Annotated in this window: 17 protein-coding genes; all 17 read left to right on the forward strand. The window is 44.5% G+C overall.

Going from position 1 to position 16,280, the window contains the following annotated elements:
• Positions 1-122: 122 nt before the first annotated feature.
• Complete coding sequence (locus B5J93_RS05565; RefSeq protein WP_079325338.1) at positions 123-530, forward strand: hypothetical protein; 408 nt, start codon at positions 123-125, stop codon at positions 528-530.
• 141 nt (positions 531-671) lie between these two features.
• Positions 672-1,847, forward strand: a complete 1,176-nt coding sequence (locus B5J93_RS05570) for a DEAD/DEAH box helicase (RefSeq protein ID WP_079325340.1) — start codon at positions 672-674, stop codon at positions 1,845-1,847.
• 93 nt (positions 1,848-1,940) lie between these two features.
• Entirely contained in the window at positions 1,941-3,149 is a 1,209-nt protein-coding gene (hemW, locus tag B5J93_RS05575) for a radical SAM family heme chaperone HemW (protein WP_079325342.1), read from the forward strand.
• 21 nt (positions 3,150-3,170) lie between these two features.
• Complete coding sequence (locus tag B5J93_RS05580; RefSeq protein ID WP_079325344.1) at positions 3,171-3,701, forward strand: tRNA (cytidine(34)-2'-O)-methyltransferase; 531 nt, start codon at positions 3,171-3,173, stop codon at positions 3,699-3,701.
• Positions 3,702-3,990: 289 nt separating this feature from the next.
• Positions 3,991-4,521 carry a hypothetical protein gene (locus B5J93_RS05585; protein WP_079325346.1) on the forward strand — a complete coding sequence of 177 codons (531 nt, stop codon included), beginning with the start codon at positions 3,991-3,993 and terminating at the stop codon, positions 4,519-4,521.
• Positions 4,522-5,041: 520 nt separating this feature from the next.
• Complete coding sequence (gene aceE, locus B5J93_RS05590) at positions 5,042-7,873, forward strand: pyruvate dehydrogenase (acetyl-transferring), homodimeric type (RefSeq protein ID WP_079325348.1); 2,832 nt, start codon at positions 5,042-5,044, stop codon at positions 7,871-7,873.
• 11 nt (positions 7,874-7,884) lie between these two features.
• The gene (locus B5J93_RS05595) at positions 7,885-9,534 is read left to right on the forward strand and encodes a dihydrolipoyllysine-residue acetyltransferase (protein WP_079325350.1); all 1,650 of its coding nucleotides are present in this window, start codon (positions 7,885-7,887) and stop codon (positions 9,532-9,534) included.
• Between the two features lie 84 nt (positions 9,535-9,618).
• Positions 9,619-10,248, forward strand: coding sequence for a GDSL-type esterase/lipase family protein (locus B5J93_RS05600; RefSeq protein WP_079325352.1), 630 nt, complete (start codon positions 9,619-9,621; stop codon positions 10,246-10,248).
• Positions 10,241-10,786 (forward strand): hypothetical protein, encoded by a 546-nt coding sequence (locus B5J93_RS05605; RefSeq protein ID WP_079325354.1) that lies wholly within the window; start codon positions 10,241-10,243, stop codon positions 10,784-10,786. The genes B5J93_RS05600 and B5J93_RS05605 overlap by 8 nt, the downstream gene beginning before the upstream one ends.
• A 9-nt stretch (positions 10,787-10,795) precedes the next feature.
• Positions 10,796-11,269: a hypothetical protein gene (locus B5J93_RS05610; RefSeq protein WP_079325356.1), complete on the forward strand. Its 474-nt coding sequence runs from the start codon at positions 10,796-10,798 to the stop codon at positions 11,267-11,269.
• Positions 11,270-11,383: 114 nt separating this feature from the next.
• Positions 11,384-11,830 (forward strand): hypothetical protein, encoded by a 447-nt coding sequence (locus B5J93_RS05615; RefSeq protein WP_079325358.1) that lies wholly within the window; start codon positions 11,384-11,386, stop codon positions 11,828-11,830.
• 14 nt (positions 11,831-11,844) lie between these two features.
• Positions 11,845-12,645 carry a glutathione-dependent disulfide-bond oxidoreductase gene (yghU, locus tag B5J93_RS05620; RefSeq protein WP_079325360.1) on the forward strand — a complete coding sequence of 267 codons (801 nt, stop codon included), beginning with the start codon at positions 11,845-11,847 and terminating at the stop codon, positions 12,643-12,645.
• Positions 12,646-12,795: 150 nt separating this feature from the next.
• The gene (locus B5J93_RS05625) at positions 12,796-13,311 is read left to right on the forward strand and encodes a hypothetical protein (RefSeq protein ID WP_079325362.1); all 516 of its coding nucleotides are present in this window, start codon (positions 12,796-12,798) and stop codon (positions 13,309-13,311) included.
• Between the two features lie 21 nt (positions 13,312-13,332).
• The gene (locus B5J93_RS05630) at positions 13,333-13,638 is read left to right on the forward strand and encodes a hypothetical protein (RefSeq protein ID WP_029102195.1); all 306 of its coding nucleotides are present in this window, start codon (positions 13,333-13,335) and stop codon (positions 13,636-13,638) included.
• Positions 13,639-13,801: 163 nt separating this feature from the next.
• Positions 13,802-15,211: a type I glutamate--ammonia ligase gene (gene glnA, locus B5J93_RS05635; RefSeq protein WP_079325364.1), complete on the forward strand. Its 1,410-nt coding sequence runs from the start codon at positions 13,802-13,804 to the stop codon at positions 15,209-15,211.
• Positions 15,212-15,330: 119 nt separating this feature from the next.
• Complete coding sequence (locus B5J93_RS05640; protein ID WP_079325366.1) at positions 15,331-15,858, forward strand: hypothetical protein; 528 nt, start codon at positions 15,331-15,333, stop codon at positions 15,856-15,858.
• Between the two features lie 79 nt (positions 15,859-15,937).
• Positions 15,938-16,280: IS630 transposase-related protein (locus tag B5J93_RS13305; protein WP_228144873.1), on the forward strand; the 343-nt coding region annotated here is incomplete at its 3' end.

Below are 16,280 nucleotides of genomic sequence, written 5' to 3' on the forward strand. Positions count from 1 at the left end.
AAACCTGCCCTTGGGGTGGGTTTTTTTTATAAGGTTTTAAAATTAGGCTTTTAAATTGGGTTTTGCCTGTTATGATAAGTTATGATAAAATATAAGATTGATTCTTTTATAAAGGCGTGATTATGCAAAAGCCAAACAAACTTATCCATACACTTGGTATCCTAGTGTTGCTTGGTGTTGGCGGTACGGCTCATTCGGCAGTGACCTTATCAGCGGACGAATCAGCCAGAATCGAAGAGATAGCAGGGATTTGCATGCTTGCCAGTAAAGGCGTTTATGACATCGCCATTGACCATCAAAATGGCGTCAGCAAAGACAAAGCCAAGAAAAACCTTGATAAAGCCCTAAAAAGAGTGGAAAAAAGTTTTTCCAAAAAAGACATGGTGTCATTTATCGACGAGACATGGCAAAACGGCTTGAACATCATTTATAAAATGCCTGTTTATGATGACAAAGCCGACAAAGAGCGGTTTGTTCAGCAAGCCGTGGAAGGCTCACTTAATGCCTGTTTTAATGATTTGGATGGATGATTTGAAAATATCAAAAGATAAAAACGTAAATGTTGCCAATCACTTTTGATTTTTATCATTTTTAAAAATATCATTGATAAAAACTTGACAAACATTTGGTAAAAACACCAAACAATATTCGCCCATTTAGCTTAAAAGGACATGCCCTTGACCGAGCAATTTAGCACGTTTCGTGACTTACCCCTAGCAGAACCCATCCAAAAGGCAGTATCGGCTTTGGGTTTTGAGACTCTCACGCCCATTCAAGCCCAAATCTTGCCCCATACCCTAGCAGGACAAGACGCCATTGGGCAGGCACAGACAGGCACGGGCAAGACCGCCACGTTTTTGATTACCATCATCCAAAGCCTGCTTTCTCGCCCGTTTGGTGATGATGAGACACGTTATTTGGGTGAGCCACGGGCGTTAATCCTAGCACCGACCCGAGAGTTGGCACAGCAGATTTATAGCGACTGCCGAGAGCTCGTCAAATACAGTGGGTTGTATGCCTTGTGTATGACTGGTGGGGCGGATTATGACAAGCAAGCAAATGAGATAAACCGTCGTCCGATGGATATTTTGATTGGCACACCAGGGCTGATTATTGATTGGGTGCAAAAGGGCGTGCTGTTTCTTGACCGTGTGGAAGTGTTGGTGTTAGATGAAGCCGACCGCATGCTGGATATGGGGTTTATTCCTGATGTCAAGCGACTCATCAACAAAATGCCTGCCAATACGCACCGCCAAAGTTTACTGTTCTCGGCGACGTTTAACACTGACGTCATGAATTTGGCGTATCGCTGGCTGTATCAGCCGACTTTTGTGGAAATCGCCCCCGAGAGTCGTACCAATAAGAACATTGAACAGCGTTTTTATCTATTGACCGACCGCCAAAAACTGACAGCATTAAAGCAGTTGCTTGGCAGTGATGATGTCAAAAAAGCCATTGTTTTTGCCAATCGCAAAGACCAAGTCAAACGCCTGTATGACAACCTACGCAAGCATGTGGACGTGACCATGCTTTCAGGCGATGTCGCCCAAGCCAAGCGAGAGCGTTACCTAAAACGCTTTAAAGATGGCGAAGTTAATGTACTGGCGGCGACCGACGTGGCAGGGCGTGGCATACATGTGGATGACGTGACCCATGTCATTAACTACACTCTGCCTGATTTGCCCGATGATTATGTTCATCGTATCGGGCGTACAGGACGAGCAGGACAATCGGGCGTGTCTGTTAGCTTGGTGGGCGAAGATGACGCTTTTAACCTGCCTGCCTTAGAGAAGCATTTGGGAATGAAGTTTGGTTTGTTGCAATTTGATGATTTGGTGCAAGACTAGGCGTGAGCTGATATGATGGCTAAATACAATACCAAATAGTATGGCAACTTAACACAAAAATCATAACAACCAATCATAAAAACAACAAAAGGCATGGCATGTGTCACGCCACAAAAACCCATGAACGAACATAGCCTAATCCTTGACCCTGCCAATATCCCATTGTCTTTGTACATTCACATTCCGTGGTGTGTTAAAAAATGCCCGTATTGTGATTTTAACTCGCACGCCTTGCCCGAGTCTGCTCCCTTTGCCGACTATGTCAAGGCACTTTTGGCTGACGCTCGCTCGCAGGTTGCCTTAACAGGGGGGCGTGCGATACAGAGTATCTTTATCGGTGGGGGGACACCGTCGCTGTTGCCGATAGAGCAGTATCGGGTGCTTTTTTTGGGGTTGCGTGAGATGCTTCCTTTTGCCGATGATATTGAGATTACCTTAGAAGCTAACCCCAGCACGCTAGAACGCGCCCCTTTTGCCGACTATTTGGCACTGGGTATCAACCGATTATCGGTGGGTGTGCAGTCCTTTGATGATGAGGTGTTGACGACATTGGGGCGAATACATCGCCATGATGAAGCGGTCAATGCCGTCAAAAACGCCAAACAAGCAGGCTTTACCCGTATCAATGCCGACCTAATGCATGGCTTGCCCAATCAGACCGCCACACTTGCCGTGCGTGACATTGACATGGCATTATCGGCAGGGGCAACGCACATCTCATGGTATCAGCTAACCATTGAGCCGAACACCGCCTTTTATCGCAGTCCGCCCGACCTGCCCTGTGATGATGAGCTAGAACGCATAGAGAATGCAGGGCGAGAGCGACTTTTGCAAGCAGGTTTTGCCAATTATGAAGTGTCGGCATGGGTCGGGCGTGATGATGAGCCGTGTCGTCATAATGTCAATTATTGGCAGTTTGGCGACTATCTTGCCATTGGGGCAGGTGGGCATGGCAAAGTAACACTGCGTGGACATGATGATTATCCAGATGGCATTTATCGTTATGCCAAATCTCGCCTGCCCAAAGACTATCTAAATTATGATAACGCCCCAAAGATGGTAGGCTTTGAACGGGTAGCGGATGAAAGCCTGCCCTTTGAATTTATGATGAATGCCCTGCGTTTGGCAGATGGCACGACGACTTGCACCTTTGAAGAGCGGACGGGGCTACTTATTAGCACGATTGATAATGAGCTTTTACCCCTGCAACATCAAGGGCTGATGGTGTTTCACCCTGACATCATCGCCCCGACCAAGATGGGCTTTAAATACGTCAATCATTTGGTGCGGGCTTTTTTATAAAAATAACAACGAAATACAGCCATGAAACAAATTCATATCGTTCTCTACACCCCCAAAATCCCCAACAATACCGGCAATGCCATTCGTCTGTGTGCCAATACAGGGGCAAAATTGCACCTTATCAAGCCCTTGGCCTTTGAGCTTGATGATAAAAAGCTAAGACGGGCGGGTCTTGACTATCATGAATATGCCAACATGCAAGTACATGATGACTGGCAGACGTGCCGTGCTTATTTGGCAAGCGTGGGCGTGGATACGGTCGTGGCGATGACGACCAAGTTTAGCCGTCCGTTTTATAACTATGATTTTAAAGTTGGTAACAGCTCGGTGGCACTGGTGTTCGGCTCAGAGACAGACGGTTTGCCGTCTTTTGTGCGTGATGACATTGGGGCGGATAACTGGCTAAGATTGCCCATGCTCCCTGATTCTCGCAGTCTTAACCTGTCTAACAGCGTGGCGATTTGTCTGTATGAAGTGTGGCGACAGCTTGGTTTTGTCGGTGATGTTGGTGAGAGCGTGGGCTATCATCGTCTGTCTAGCCGTCCTGAGTGATGGTTTGGTTTGTTATTTGAATAATTTTTAAAATTTACAAATATCGGTAACAGTCGCATTTGCCAAAAATAATAAGATTTTAACATAAACAAATTGTAATGTATTCCGATGGGGATTGTCTAAAAATATTGTTGATTGCAATTTTGTTTTTTAAAATTTACCCCTTAATAAACTTATCATTTTTTTTAAATGATGTCAGTACTTGATGATTTGCTTTTAAAATTAATAAAATCATCTAAAATCAAAAACTGACACGAATCAATTTAACTTAACCTTTATTAATCACACCATGTCTATCAAATCTTATTCTTGTATCCTATCCATTTTCTTTGCCCTTGGCTTAACCGCCTGCAACCAAACCGCCCCAACCGATAACGCCCCGACTGCCAAAGCAGATGGGCAGGCAGGGGCATTTGTCGGCTGTTATAGCGTTGAGAAAAATAGCCCTGCTCAGATAAAAGTGAGTGAGCAGGCAGGCGGTTTTGTCATGCAAATGAAAGAGCCTGACGGGGCAAAAACGCTGTGGGATAACCCCGAACCTTTGGATGAGATAAGCGTGGATGAGGCGTGGGATTATTTTGGCGTGAATGCCTTATCGCTTGATAAATCTGATGTCGAGCGTGTACTGGCACGCCCTGATGAGATGATGGTATTGGCAAAGATCAAGGACGCCAGTCAAAACATCAATCCAATGCTTGACAGTCCTTATGTGGTCTATATTTTTAAAGGGGCGAACACCATTTATCAAGTGCCGTGCGATGATACGCCTGTGGACATTGTCAAAGATGGCGAGAAAACAGTACAAGCGTTTTATCAGTGACTTGTTCTGTTGGTCATCCTTTGGTGGTAGGCGATACGTGTTTGGCTAGTGGGCTTGGGGTGAGATGTCTGTTATGATTTCACCCAAAATTTATTTTCACTAGGGCGTGTTGAATGTTGGTATTTGCAATGAAAAATGAGAAAAATCGCACGTTTTTCAAGGAAAAAACTTGAGATTGATAGTCATTCTATCAAGCAAGTTTTTGACTTCGAGCCACAAGATTTAGCCATTTTTCATGCAAAAATGGATTAAAGCATTAAAATTTTCATCTTATTTCATAAAAATGTTATCAATGTTCAGCACGCCCTATTTATTTAAAAAATAGTTCAATGATAAACATTTACCAAAAAACATAACAAATTTTAGGCAAAGTCTTTTATAATATATGACTAAAATTAGCTTTTATAAAAAGTAACTTTTCACAGCTTTTCACAAAAGTGACATAGTTTTCTGTCAAGCTATCTGTGCTTGACATTCATCGCTAAGTTCATCTTAGCATTCACAACAGTAGGAAAATTTTATGACGACCTATTACAACGATTCCGACCATGTAGAAACCCAAGAGTGGCTTGATGCATTTGAGTCGGTCATCAAAAACGCCGACAAAGAGCGGGCTCAATTCTTATTAAAAGCCCTATATAACAAAGCCGTACAAGAAGGCTTGCCCTTTAACCGCCTAGACACCGCCTACATCAATACCATTCCCGCCGAGGACGAGCCTGCTTACCCAGGGGATTTGCACCTAGAGCGTAAAATCCGCTCAATCATGCGTTATAACGCCCTAGCGATGGTGATGCGTGCTAACCTAAATGACGATGATTTGGGTGGGCATTTGGCGACATTTGCGTCATCGGCAACCCTGTATGAAACTGGTTTTAACCACTTTTGGCGAGCTCCAAGCGAGAACCACGGTGGCGACATGATTTATTATCAAGGTCATGGCGCCCCTGGTATGTACGCTCGCTCCTTTATGGAAGGTCGTCTGTCAGAAGAACAACTCAAAAACTTCCGCCGTGAAGTGGACGGCAAAGGTCTATCAAGCTATCCGCACCCTTATTTGATGCCTGACTACTGGCAGTTCCCGACTGTATCTATGGGTCTTGGACCTTTGATGAGTATCTATCAAGCCCGCACCCAAAAGTACCTAACCAACCGTAGCCTTATCAAAGATGAAGACCGCAAAGTGTGGGCGTTCCTAGGCGACGGTGAGACGGACGAGCCAGAGAGCTTGGGTGCCATCTCAATGGCAGGTCGTGAAAAATTAGACAACCTAATTTGGGTCATCAACTGTAACTTACAACGCCTTGACGGTCCTGTGCGTGGTAATGGCAAAATCATTCAAGAGTTAGAATCGGTATTCCGTGGGGCAGGCTGGCGTGTGATTAAAGTCATCTGGGGCGATCATTGGGACAGCCTACTTGCCAAAGACACATCGGGTGCGTTAAAGCAACGCATGGAAGAAGTGGTGGACGGTGAATATCAGCTTTATACCGCTCGTGACGGTGCGTTTGTACGCAAAGAATTCTTTGGTAAATACCCAGAGCTTGCCGACATGGCGTCTGCCTTGTCTGATGATGAAATCATGCGTCTAAACCGTGGCGGACACGACCCCAAAAAGGTCTATGCTGCTTATGCCGAAGCCATGAAAACCAAGGGTCAGCCAACTGTTATCCTTGTTAAAACTGTCAAGGGCTATGGTCTATCCAAGCAAATCCAAGCGGTAAACAAAGCTCACCAATTGAAAAAACTAGACGAGAGCGGTCTAAAATACTTCCGTGACAGATTTGACCTACCAATCAGCGATGACGAATTGCAAAACTTGCCATTTTACCGCCCAAGCGAAGACAGTCCTGAATACAAATACCTAATGGGTCGCCGTGAATCTTTGGGCGGACACTTGCCTGCTCGCCGTAGCGGTCATATCCCACTAGAAATCCCCGAATTGTCTGTGTTTGACGGTGTGTTACAAGGCAGTAAAGGAAAAGAGCAGTCCACCACGATGGTATTTGTGCGTTTGCTTTCGGCACTATTAAAAGACAAAGGGCTAAACAAATACGTTGTGCCTATCGTTCCTGATGAAGCTCGTACCTTTGGATTGGAGGGCATGTTCCGTCAACTTGGCATTTATTCATCAGTCGGTCAAAACTATGTTGCCGAAGATGCCGAAGCACTCATGGGCTACAAAGAAGCCAAAGACGGGCATATGCTAGAAGAGGGCATTAACGAAGCAGGGGCGATGAGTTCGTGGATTAGCCTTGCCACAAGCTACTCAACCAATGCTCTGCCGATGATTCCGATGTACATCTACTACTCGATGTTTGGCTTCCAGCGTATTGGCGACCTTGCATGGGCGGCAGGTGACATGCAAGCCCAAGGCTTCTTGTTTGGGGCAACCGCAGGACGTACCACGCTAAACGGCGAGGGCCTACAACACCAAGATGGTCACAGCCACATTCTATTTGGCACCGTACCAAACTGTGTCAGCTATGACCCATGCTTTGGCTATGAGCTTGCTGTTATCGTGCATGACGGTCTAAAACGTATGTATGGCAATGGTGAACGTGTGTACTACTATATCACACTCATGAATGAAAACTACGACCAACCTGCCATTGGTGACAACAGACAAGCCATTGAAGAAGGTATCAAGCGTGGTATGTACCTACTAGAAGACAACGGCTCAACCCAAGTGCAGCTACTTGGCTCAGGCGTGATTCTAAGAGAAGTGCAAAAAGCAGCTCGTATCTTGGCAGAAGAGTTTAACATCAAAGCCAACGTATGGAGTGTAACGAGCTTTAATGAGCTGACTCGTGACGGCATGGCGTGCGACGATTACAACCGCTTGCACCCAACGGACGAACCAAAACTACCTTGGGTCACCACACAGCTTGCCCCACACAAAGGTATCGTGGTTGCTGCTACCGACTATATGCGTAACTATCCTGAGCAGATTCGTGGCTGGCTACCTGACACACGCCCTTATACCACGCTAGGCACAGACGGTTTTGGACGTTCGGACACTCGTGCCAACTTGCGTAGCTTCTTTAATGTGGATGCAGCTCATATCGTGGTCGCCACCTTGAAAAAGTTGGCGGACGAGGGCGAGATTGACGTGCGTTTGGTTAAAGATGCCATTTCTAGCTTTGGTATTGATGCTGACCAACTTCCTGCATGGCAGCCGCAACCACACCATGACTACTACCCAGATGCCCCAGCTCCTGCGCGCCCAACACCAAAAGCTGTGCCTGAGCTAAAAGATGAGCCAGACAGTGCCATCAGCACCGAAGGGCGTAGCGAAGATAAGGCAGATGCCAAACTGCTTAACGACAGCAATATTACCGAACCCAAATAAGGAGACAAATCATGCAAATTAAAGCCCCCGATTTGGGTGTAGACAGTGCCGAAGTGGCAGAAATTTTGGTAAAAGTTGGCGATGTTATTTCCGAAAATGACAGCCTAATTTTGGCGGAATCTGACAAAGCGTCCGTAGAAGTGCCGTCCCTTGTGGGCGGTACCGTAACCGCCATTTTGGTAAAAGTTGGCGACAGTATCTCTGAGGGTACAGCCCTTTTTGAGGTAGAAGCAGGTCAATCTGACTCTACTTCAAAAGCAGAAACTCAAGAAGTCCCACAAGAACCAAAAGAAGAGCCGCAAGCTCCAAAAGCTGAAGAGTCAAAATCCGAACCAGCCCTAAGTGCGGTTTCGGGCGGTGCAAGCCAAACGCACAGCCTACCTGATTTGGGCGTGGATAGTGCTGAAGTTGCCGAAGTGCTTGTTAAGGTTGGCGATAGCGTTACTGAGGGTCAATCCTTGCTACTTGTTGAGTCTGACAAAGCATCTGTGGAAGTGCCAGCCCCACTTGACGGCGTGGTAGAGGCGATTTTGGTACATGCTGGCGATACCGTAACCAACGGTCAAGCCTTTATTGCCATTAAAGGTGGTTCTGCCCCCGCCCAAACGTCCGCTCTAAGCGAAACCAAAGCAGAAGTCAAAACTGATACGCCTAAGACAGAAGCGCCAAAAGCCCCCGCCCAAACTTCTGCCCCTGCAAGCGGTGCCAAACTGCCAGAAGCAGAAGTGAACGCTCGTGCCAAAGACGCTCACGCAGGACCTGCCGTGCGTAAGTTGGCTCGTGAATTGGGCGTGGATATTAGCCTTGTGAAGGGAACAGCTCCACACGGTCGTATCCTAAAAGAAGACTTGTTTGGCTATGTCAAGTCGGTCATCAGCAGTGCCACCACCAAGCCCACTGCCAGCGTGGCAAGCGGTTCGGCGATTAGTCTGCCACCACTGCCTGACATGAGCAATAAAGAAATCTGGGGTGAGATTGAGACGGTTGATCTAACGCGCCTACAAAAAGTCTCTATTCCGCAGCTCAACCTAAACACGCTTTTGCCACAAGTTACGCAGTTTGATTTGGCGGACATTACCGACACCGAAGCCATGCGTAACGAGCTAAAAGCCGAGTTTAAGGCACAAGGCGTGAGCCTTACCATTTTAGCGTTTATCGTTAAGGCGGTGGCGTATGCTCTGACTCAGCACCCCAAATTCAACAGCCACGTGTCGGATGACAACACCCAAATGATTATCCGTAAATCGGTGAACATGGGTATTGCGGTGGCGACCGATGACGGTTTGATTGTGCCTGTGATTCGTGATGCCCAAGCCAAAGGCATTCGCCAGCTTGCCATTGAGATTGGCGAGCTTGCCAAAAAAGCCCGTGATAAGAAACTGTCCGCCAAAGACTTGCAAGGTGCGTCATTCACCATTTCAAGCCAAGGCAACATGGGAGGTACTTATTTCACACCGCTGGTTAATCACCCACAAGTGGCAATTTTGGGGATTTCTGAATCTACCTATCAGCCACGTTGGAATGGCAAAGAGTTTGAACCACGTCTTATGCTACCGCTATCGTTGTCATACGACCATCGTACGATTAACGGAGCAGATGCGGCGGTGTTTACTCGCTATATCGCCAAATTGCTTGCTGACCCACGCAAAATTTTACTGTAATTTTAGTAAAATAAAACCCACAAAAAAGGCGGAAATTTTTCCGTCTTTTTTGTTATAATTTTAAAAATTTAACCAGAAAAAACCATGCCAAACCGCCGTAGCCTATTAAAATCACTCATCGTCCTGCTCATTGCCTTCGCCATTGGGTGTAGCGACACGCCCAAATATACCGCCATGTCAAGCGGGGCAAAGGTTGTGGCATTGGGCGATAGTCTAACCTTTGGCTATGGGGCGGACAAATCCCAAAGCTATCCTGTTGTCCTTGCTCAAAAAACAGGCTGGAACATCATCAATATGGGCGTTAATGGCGATACGACCAAAGACGTACTTAACCGCATGGACAGCGTGATTGGCGAAAATCCCAAATTGGTGCTACTGGGGATTGGCGGCAATGACGTGCTAAGACGAGTAAATGCCAGCGAAACCCGTGCTAATTTGGTAAGCATTATCAAGGTATTGCAAGACAAAAATATCCCTGTGGTGCTGATTGCCGAGCCACATTTATCCGCCAGTGCCCTGTTTGGCAAGGCAAGCGATAACCCTGTGTATAAAGACGTAGCGAGCGAGATGAACGTTCCATTACTTGAAAAAGCATGGTCAAATATCCTATCGGACGACAAACTAAAATCCGACCAAATCCACGCCAATGGGGTAGGGTACGCCAAATTTGCCGATGAGTTATATCAGTTTTTAAAGGAAATTGGCTATGTCTAAACGCATGATGAGTGCCAGTCTAAGTCTGTGCATGATACTGCCGATAATTGGTCTTGCCAATCCGTCATATAGCCCCCATGCTGATAGCGATAAAGCCCTGATTGGCAAATGGCAATGCCATATCAAACACGCCAATCCGCTCATTAAACAAGAAAGTCAGTTGCAGTTTTTTAAAAACCACACCATGCACGAGCATATTCGCATTTATTATGGACAGCCTAATGATTATGCCTATCAAATCGAATCCGCCACTGCCAAATCGTCATGGACATTGGCACAAGAGACCCTGCATTATGGCAATCATCAATTTCATAATTATGCCGTCAGAATGCCAAATGCCAATAAAGATGATTTGGAGCAGGCAAGTATCGCCCTACAAAAATCCTTGCCAATGGTGCAGGACATGATGAATAATGACATTAACAAAAGAACGTTTGATATTCATTTTATCAATAAAAAATCTTTTATCATGAATGATGTGGACAGTCAGATATTTACCACGTGTCATAAACAAGGTTTATTTGGTTTTATTTTATAAGGAATAATCATGCAAAAATCTCTTTTATGGGCGATGATATTACCCATGACAGCCTTAGCAAATAGCAATATATCTGCCCCTGATGTGGTAGGTGATTGGCGTTGCGTGGCAGATAGTGAATACTATTTGGTAAAAACACTCATGCGTTATCATGCCGATGGTACGGCAACGGAGTTTATGGAAACCAAAGAAAGAGTAGATAATTTGCCTGAATTGGAATTTAGTATCATGAATTATCAATGGCAACTCAAAGATAATAAGCTATTGATGAGTAATCCAGACATCACTTATTATCAATATTATTTTATTTTACCTGATGGTGGCTTTTATAAATTTGACGATAAAGTAAATGCAGAAGGTAGGGCATTAATGATGGAGAGTTTTGAAGAAAATAATTGGCATTATCTTGAATTTGATGGCAAAGATAAACACCGTTATTATTTTGAAGATGGTTTTGAAGGGCATTGCCAACGCTTAAAATAAGTTTGGTTTTAATGATTGATTGTATATTAATTGGAGATAATAATGCTTAAAAATTTTCTTGCGTGTATTTTGTTTTTACCAACATTAGTAATGGCAAATCTTTAACAGAGTTTGGTGGGTAAATGGGAATATAAGGGCATAGAAGATGAATATTTTCACTATACCAGCGATATTGAATATCGTGATGATGGTATATTGTCCGAAAAATCTATTGTGTATCAATGGGATAAAGATGATGATTTTTATCAAATAGACACCGTCAGAATGTTGTTTAAATATCGTGTGATGGGCGATAAGGTTGTTTATTATGATGGGATTGTTCAATCTTATGCGGTGGATATGCCCAATCTTGATGAGAGTGTTTATTATTTGAGCGAAAGAGATGAATTGATAAATTCCATAGTTGTGATGGAACGGTCTGAAGCCGAACAGATGATATCAGAAGATATGATAAGTCGCATTCGTTTTCTTGATAAAGATACCTATATTACCGCCTTTGAAAGCATTGATGAAGATTTTCCAACCGATATTGAAAATAACCATTGCAAACGTAAAATTTAATTTGGAGTAAAGTCATGAGCTACACACCCCCAAAAGTTTGGACGCCTAATGACATGGGCGGAAAATTTGGTGGCATCAACCGACCGACCGCAGGGGCAAGGCACGAACAGACCTTGCCAAAAGGCGATAAGCCTTATCAGTTATACAGCCTAAACACGCCCAACGGCATTAAGGTTAATATCATCTTAGAAGAGTTAAAGGCGTTGGGGCTACTTGACTATGACGCTTTTAAAATCAATATCATGAATGGCGAGCAGTTTGGCACAGGCTTTGTGGAAATTAACCCCAATTCAAAAATCCCTGCACTCGTGGATTATAGCACCGACACGCCCATATCGGTGTTTGAAAGTGGGGCGATACTGCTTTATCTTGCTCAAAAGTTTGACAAATTTTTACCAAAAAATCCGACCGACCACGCCCAAATGCTGTCGTGGATCATGTGGCAAATGGGGTCAGCTCCCTTTGTCGGTGGTGGTTTTGGGCATTTTTATGCGTATGCTTCCACACCGATTGAGTACGCCATTAACCGCTATGCGATGGAAACCAAACGCCAGCTTGATGTGCTAGACAAACATCTGGCGGAGCATGACTATATGGCGGGCGAGTACAGCATTGCTGACATGGCGATTTATCCGTGGTATGGAGCGTTGGTGCTAGGCAATTTGTACATTGGCGAGAATGACTATGCCAAATATAACGCGTCTAAATTTTTGAGTGTACACGAATACCAAAACGTCATACGCTGGGCGAATACCATAAAAAATCGTAAGGCGGTAGAGCAGGGCGAGAAGTTGGAATTATTGCCAATGGCATGATAAATCCAATGTCAATTTAAAAGATTGATTAATTACTGGTTAATTGTTTTTGATATAGAGTGAATTAATTTGCCCTATATCAAATTAAAAATTATCGCTTAATTTATATTAGTCATTTTAATATTAAAAACATAGGAATAAATATCAGCCATGCAAAAATTATTTATCGTCAGTATCATAAGTCTCATGGCGACCATGACTTATGCCAACATCGCTTTTAATAAAGATGATTTGGTTGGGGTTTGGCAATGTGATTTATTGATAGAGCAAGTGGACGGCAATGTTACCAAAAGTCAAAATATGCACCATTTCTTTGCCGATGGGCGTTCGGTAGGCTATGGCGAAACTCGGCAGATTTATCAAGGGGTAGATATTCAATCAGTCTTTATGAGTACGCAAGATAATTGGGATTTTGATGGTAAGCATTTGACAGTAAATGTAGGGAATATTAATCATGTGATGATTTATAATGCCATATCAAAACAACGAGAATATGAGAAGGAGCCAGAAATGCAGGCTTTATTTACAGAGATGTTTAGAGAAAATAGCCCAATAATACAAGCGGTAACGGTGATTGATAAAGATAATTTTGGTTATGAGCTGGGGGCGATTAATTATGGCGAGATAAAACAAAAAACGGCTCACTGCAAACGTTTGGGCGGATAAAGTAAATTAAGGTAAATAAAGATGGGTTTTCTTGGTTATTTAATATTAGGTAGTGCGGTATATGTCATCGGATTTATGATAAATTTAAAAATCCTAAATCCTAAACGCAAAGCAGGCACAAATTACACACTCACACACCCGACCATGATACAGCTATTATTGGCGTGTTTTGTGGTCATGCTTGCGGTATCGGCACTGCTTGGGCGGTTTGTGATGGGGCATGAGAGCTTGGATTTGGCATTTATTTTGGCAAATAGCATGGTGGCGACGTTTGTGTTTTATTTTGGGTTAAATCCCGACCAGTCGCAGATGAATTTACCAGATTAATGTTGGTTTTGGAGTATATTTGTTTTCTTAGGCTAAAAGTGGTGCTGATAATTTTTCATGAATAAACGCAAATTTATCATAAAATACCATTTGCATAAAAGCCAAAGTAGTGGTAAATTATAGCAGTTTAACCGATTAACTAAGTTACAAATTTGGAGCGAGCATGGCGAATAAGTTACTTGACTTGATTGAATCATCAGGGGCGAAATGGGTGGATTTTCGTTTTACCGACACACACGGCAAAGAAATGCACCTAACCTTTCCTGCATACAGCGTGGACGAAGACACCCTAGAAGACGGTAAGATGTTTGACGCGTCAAGCGTGGCAGGGTGGAAAGGCGTGGAAAGCTCGGACATGATATTGTTGCCGGACGTTGATACCGCCTATCTTGACCCATTTTTTGAAGTGCCAACGGTGGTGGTGGCGTGCGACATCATCGAACCTGACACCATGCAAGGCTATGCCAAAGACCCACGTTCTATCGCCAAGCGTGCCGAAGTGTACCTAAAATCGACAGGTCTGGGCGATAAAGCCTTGATAGGCCCTGAACCTGAATTTTTTGTCTTTGATGAAGTCAAATGGGACATTGACATGTCAGGAGCCAGACACACCGTCATTTCTGAAGCGGCGGCGTGGAGTACCAACAAAGACTATGCGTGGGGCAATAGCGGTCAGCGTCCTGCCGTCAAAGGGGCGTATGCCGTCGTACCGCCCATTGACCATTATCATGACATGCGTGCGGTGATGTGCGACCGCATTGATGAAGTCATGGGCGAAGGTCGTATTGAAGTACATCATCACGAAGTGGCGAGCAGTCAGCTAGAAATCGGCATCTCGTTTAATACGCTCGTTAAAAAAGCGGACGAAGTACAGCAGTTTAAATACATCGTACAAAATGTCGCCAGTCAATTTGGCAAAACCGCCACTTTCATGCCCAAACCCTTGGTTGGAGACAATGGCTCGGGCATGCATGTGAATATGTCCATCTCAAAAGACGGTGTAAACACATTCTCTGGCGATGAGTACGCAGGACTGTCTAAGACTGCTTTGTACTTTATTGGTGGGGTCATCAAGCACGCTCGTGCCTTAAACGCCATTACCAATCCTAGCACCAACAGCTACAAACGCCTTGTACCGCACTTTGAGGCACCGATTAAGCTGGCGTACTCGGCGTCCAACCGCTCGGCATCGATTCGCATTCCGCATGTCAATAGCCCCAAGGCGGTGCGTGTGGAAGTGCGTTTCCCTGACCCTTCTGCCAACCCTTATTTGGCGTTTTCGGCACTACTTATGGCAGGGCTTGACGGCATTGAAAATAAAATTGACCCTGGTGAAGCGTCCGATAAGAACCTGTATGATTTGCCCCCAGAAGAAGAAATGCTTATCCCAACGGTGGCAGAAAATCTAGAAGTGGCACTAAATGCCCTGCGTGATGACCATGACTTTTTGTTAAAAGGTGGGGTCTTTACCAAAGAAATGATTAACGACTATATCGCTCTAAAAATGAAAGAAGTACAGCGTATTAATGAAGCGGTACACCCCTTAGAATTTGATATGTATTATCGTTGCTAATCGTTAGGGTACGCCCTAAAAAGACAGACGGCATGAATTTGGGTTTATGCCGTTTTGTTTTGCGTGCATTTTTGCTGATTTTTGGGTACAATAAGATTATTTGTAGCATTGGAACTTAGATGACTCATTTTTCAAAATCAACCTTTTTCAAATCAGCGATGTGCGTGGCATTATCTATCCTGCCGACATTGAGCTTTGCTTATCACATCCAAATCACCGAGCCTGCCGAAGACCGTGCCTATCATCGCCCTGCCCAGAGTATTGATGTGCAGGCTACTGTGTCGCCAACATTGGAGATGGGTTATACCACAGCGGTGCTATTAAATGGCAAAGTGGTGGGTGATGGGCTAACCGCCAGCGTGCCAACCATTGATTTGGTGGCAGGCGAGTACACGCTAGAAGCCATCGTGATGGACAAAAATGCCCAAACGGTGGCGAGCGATACTCGCACGGTCTACGTCATTCAAAACAACCAAATCCAACGCAAAAAGAAAGCCGCCATTGCCGAGCGAGAAGCATATGATAATTCGTCAATTTGGCATAAGATTGCGGTGGGTCTAAACCCCAAAGTTCAAGCCCCACCAAAGGTCTATGAATCCACGCCGACATGGGAGCTTAGGGATTTGCCAAATAAACCAAATAAATAAGTCCTGTTTATAAATAAAAGCCCTGTGTAAACAGGGCTTTTATGCCAAATCCACCCCTCCTAAAAAACACTACAAACCTATGTTGCAATACTTATCCATTGTGGCACATGCAATAGAGCTTAGACAAAAGGCGTTAGCCTACTTAGGTAATTGTGGCAATATAAGTAAAGTTTGTGTTGCCTACAATATTTTAAGAAGCACCTTGTATGCTCGGATTAAAAAACAAGAACAAGGAGATTTATCCTGCCAAAGTGGCGGTAGTCGTGGTTATAAGGTGAACAGAGATGAGCTTAGAGCTTATGTAGAACAAAACCCTGATGCCTATTTGCACGAAATCGCAAAAGTGTTTGATTGCAGTACAAGCACTATCTTTTACGCCTTACAATCTCTTGGCGTCACACATAAAAAAAGACCACAACCTA

It is taken from the genome of Moraxella equi, assembly GCF_002027555.1.
In the GTDB taxonomy this organism is placed as follows: Bacteria; Pseudomonadota; Gammaproteobacteria; order Pseudomonadales; family Moraxellaceae; genus Moraxella; species Moraxella equi.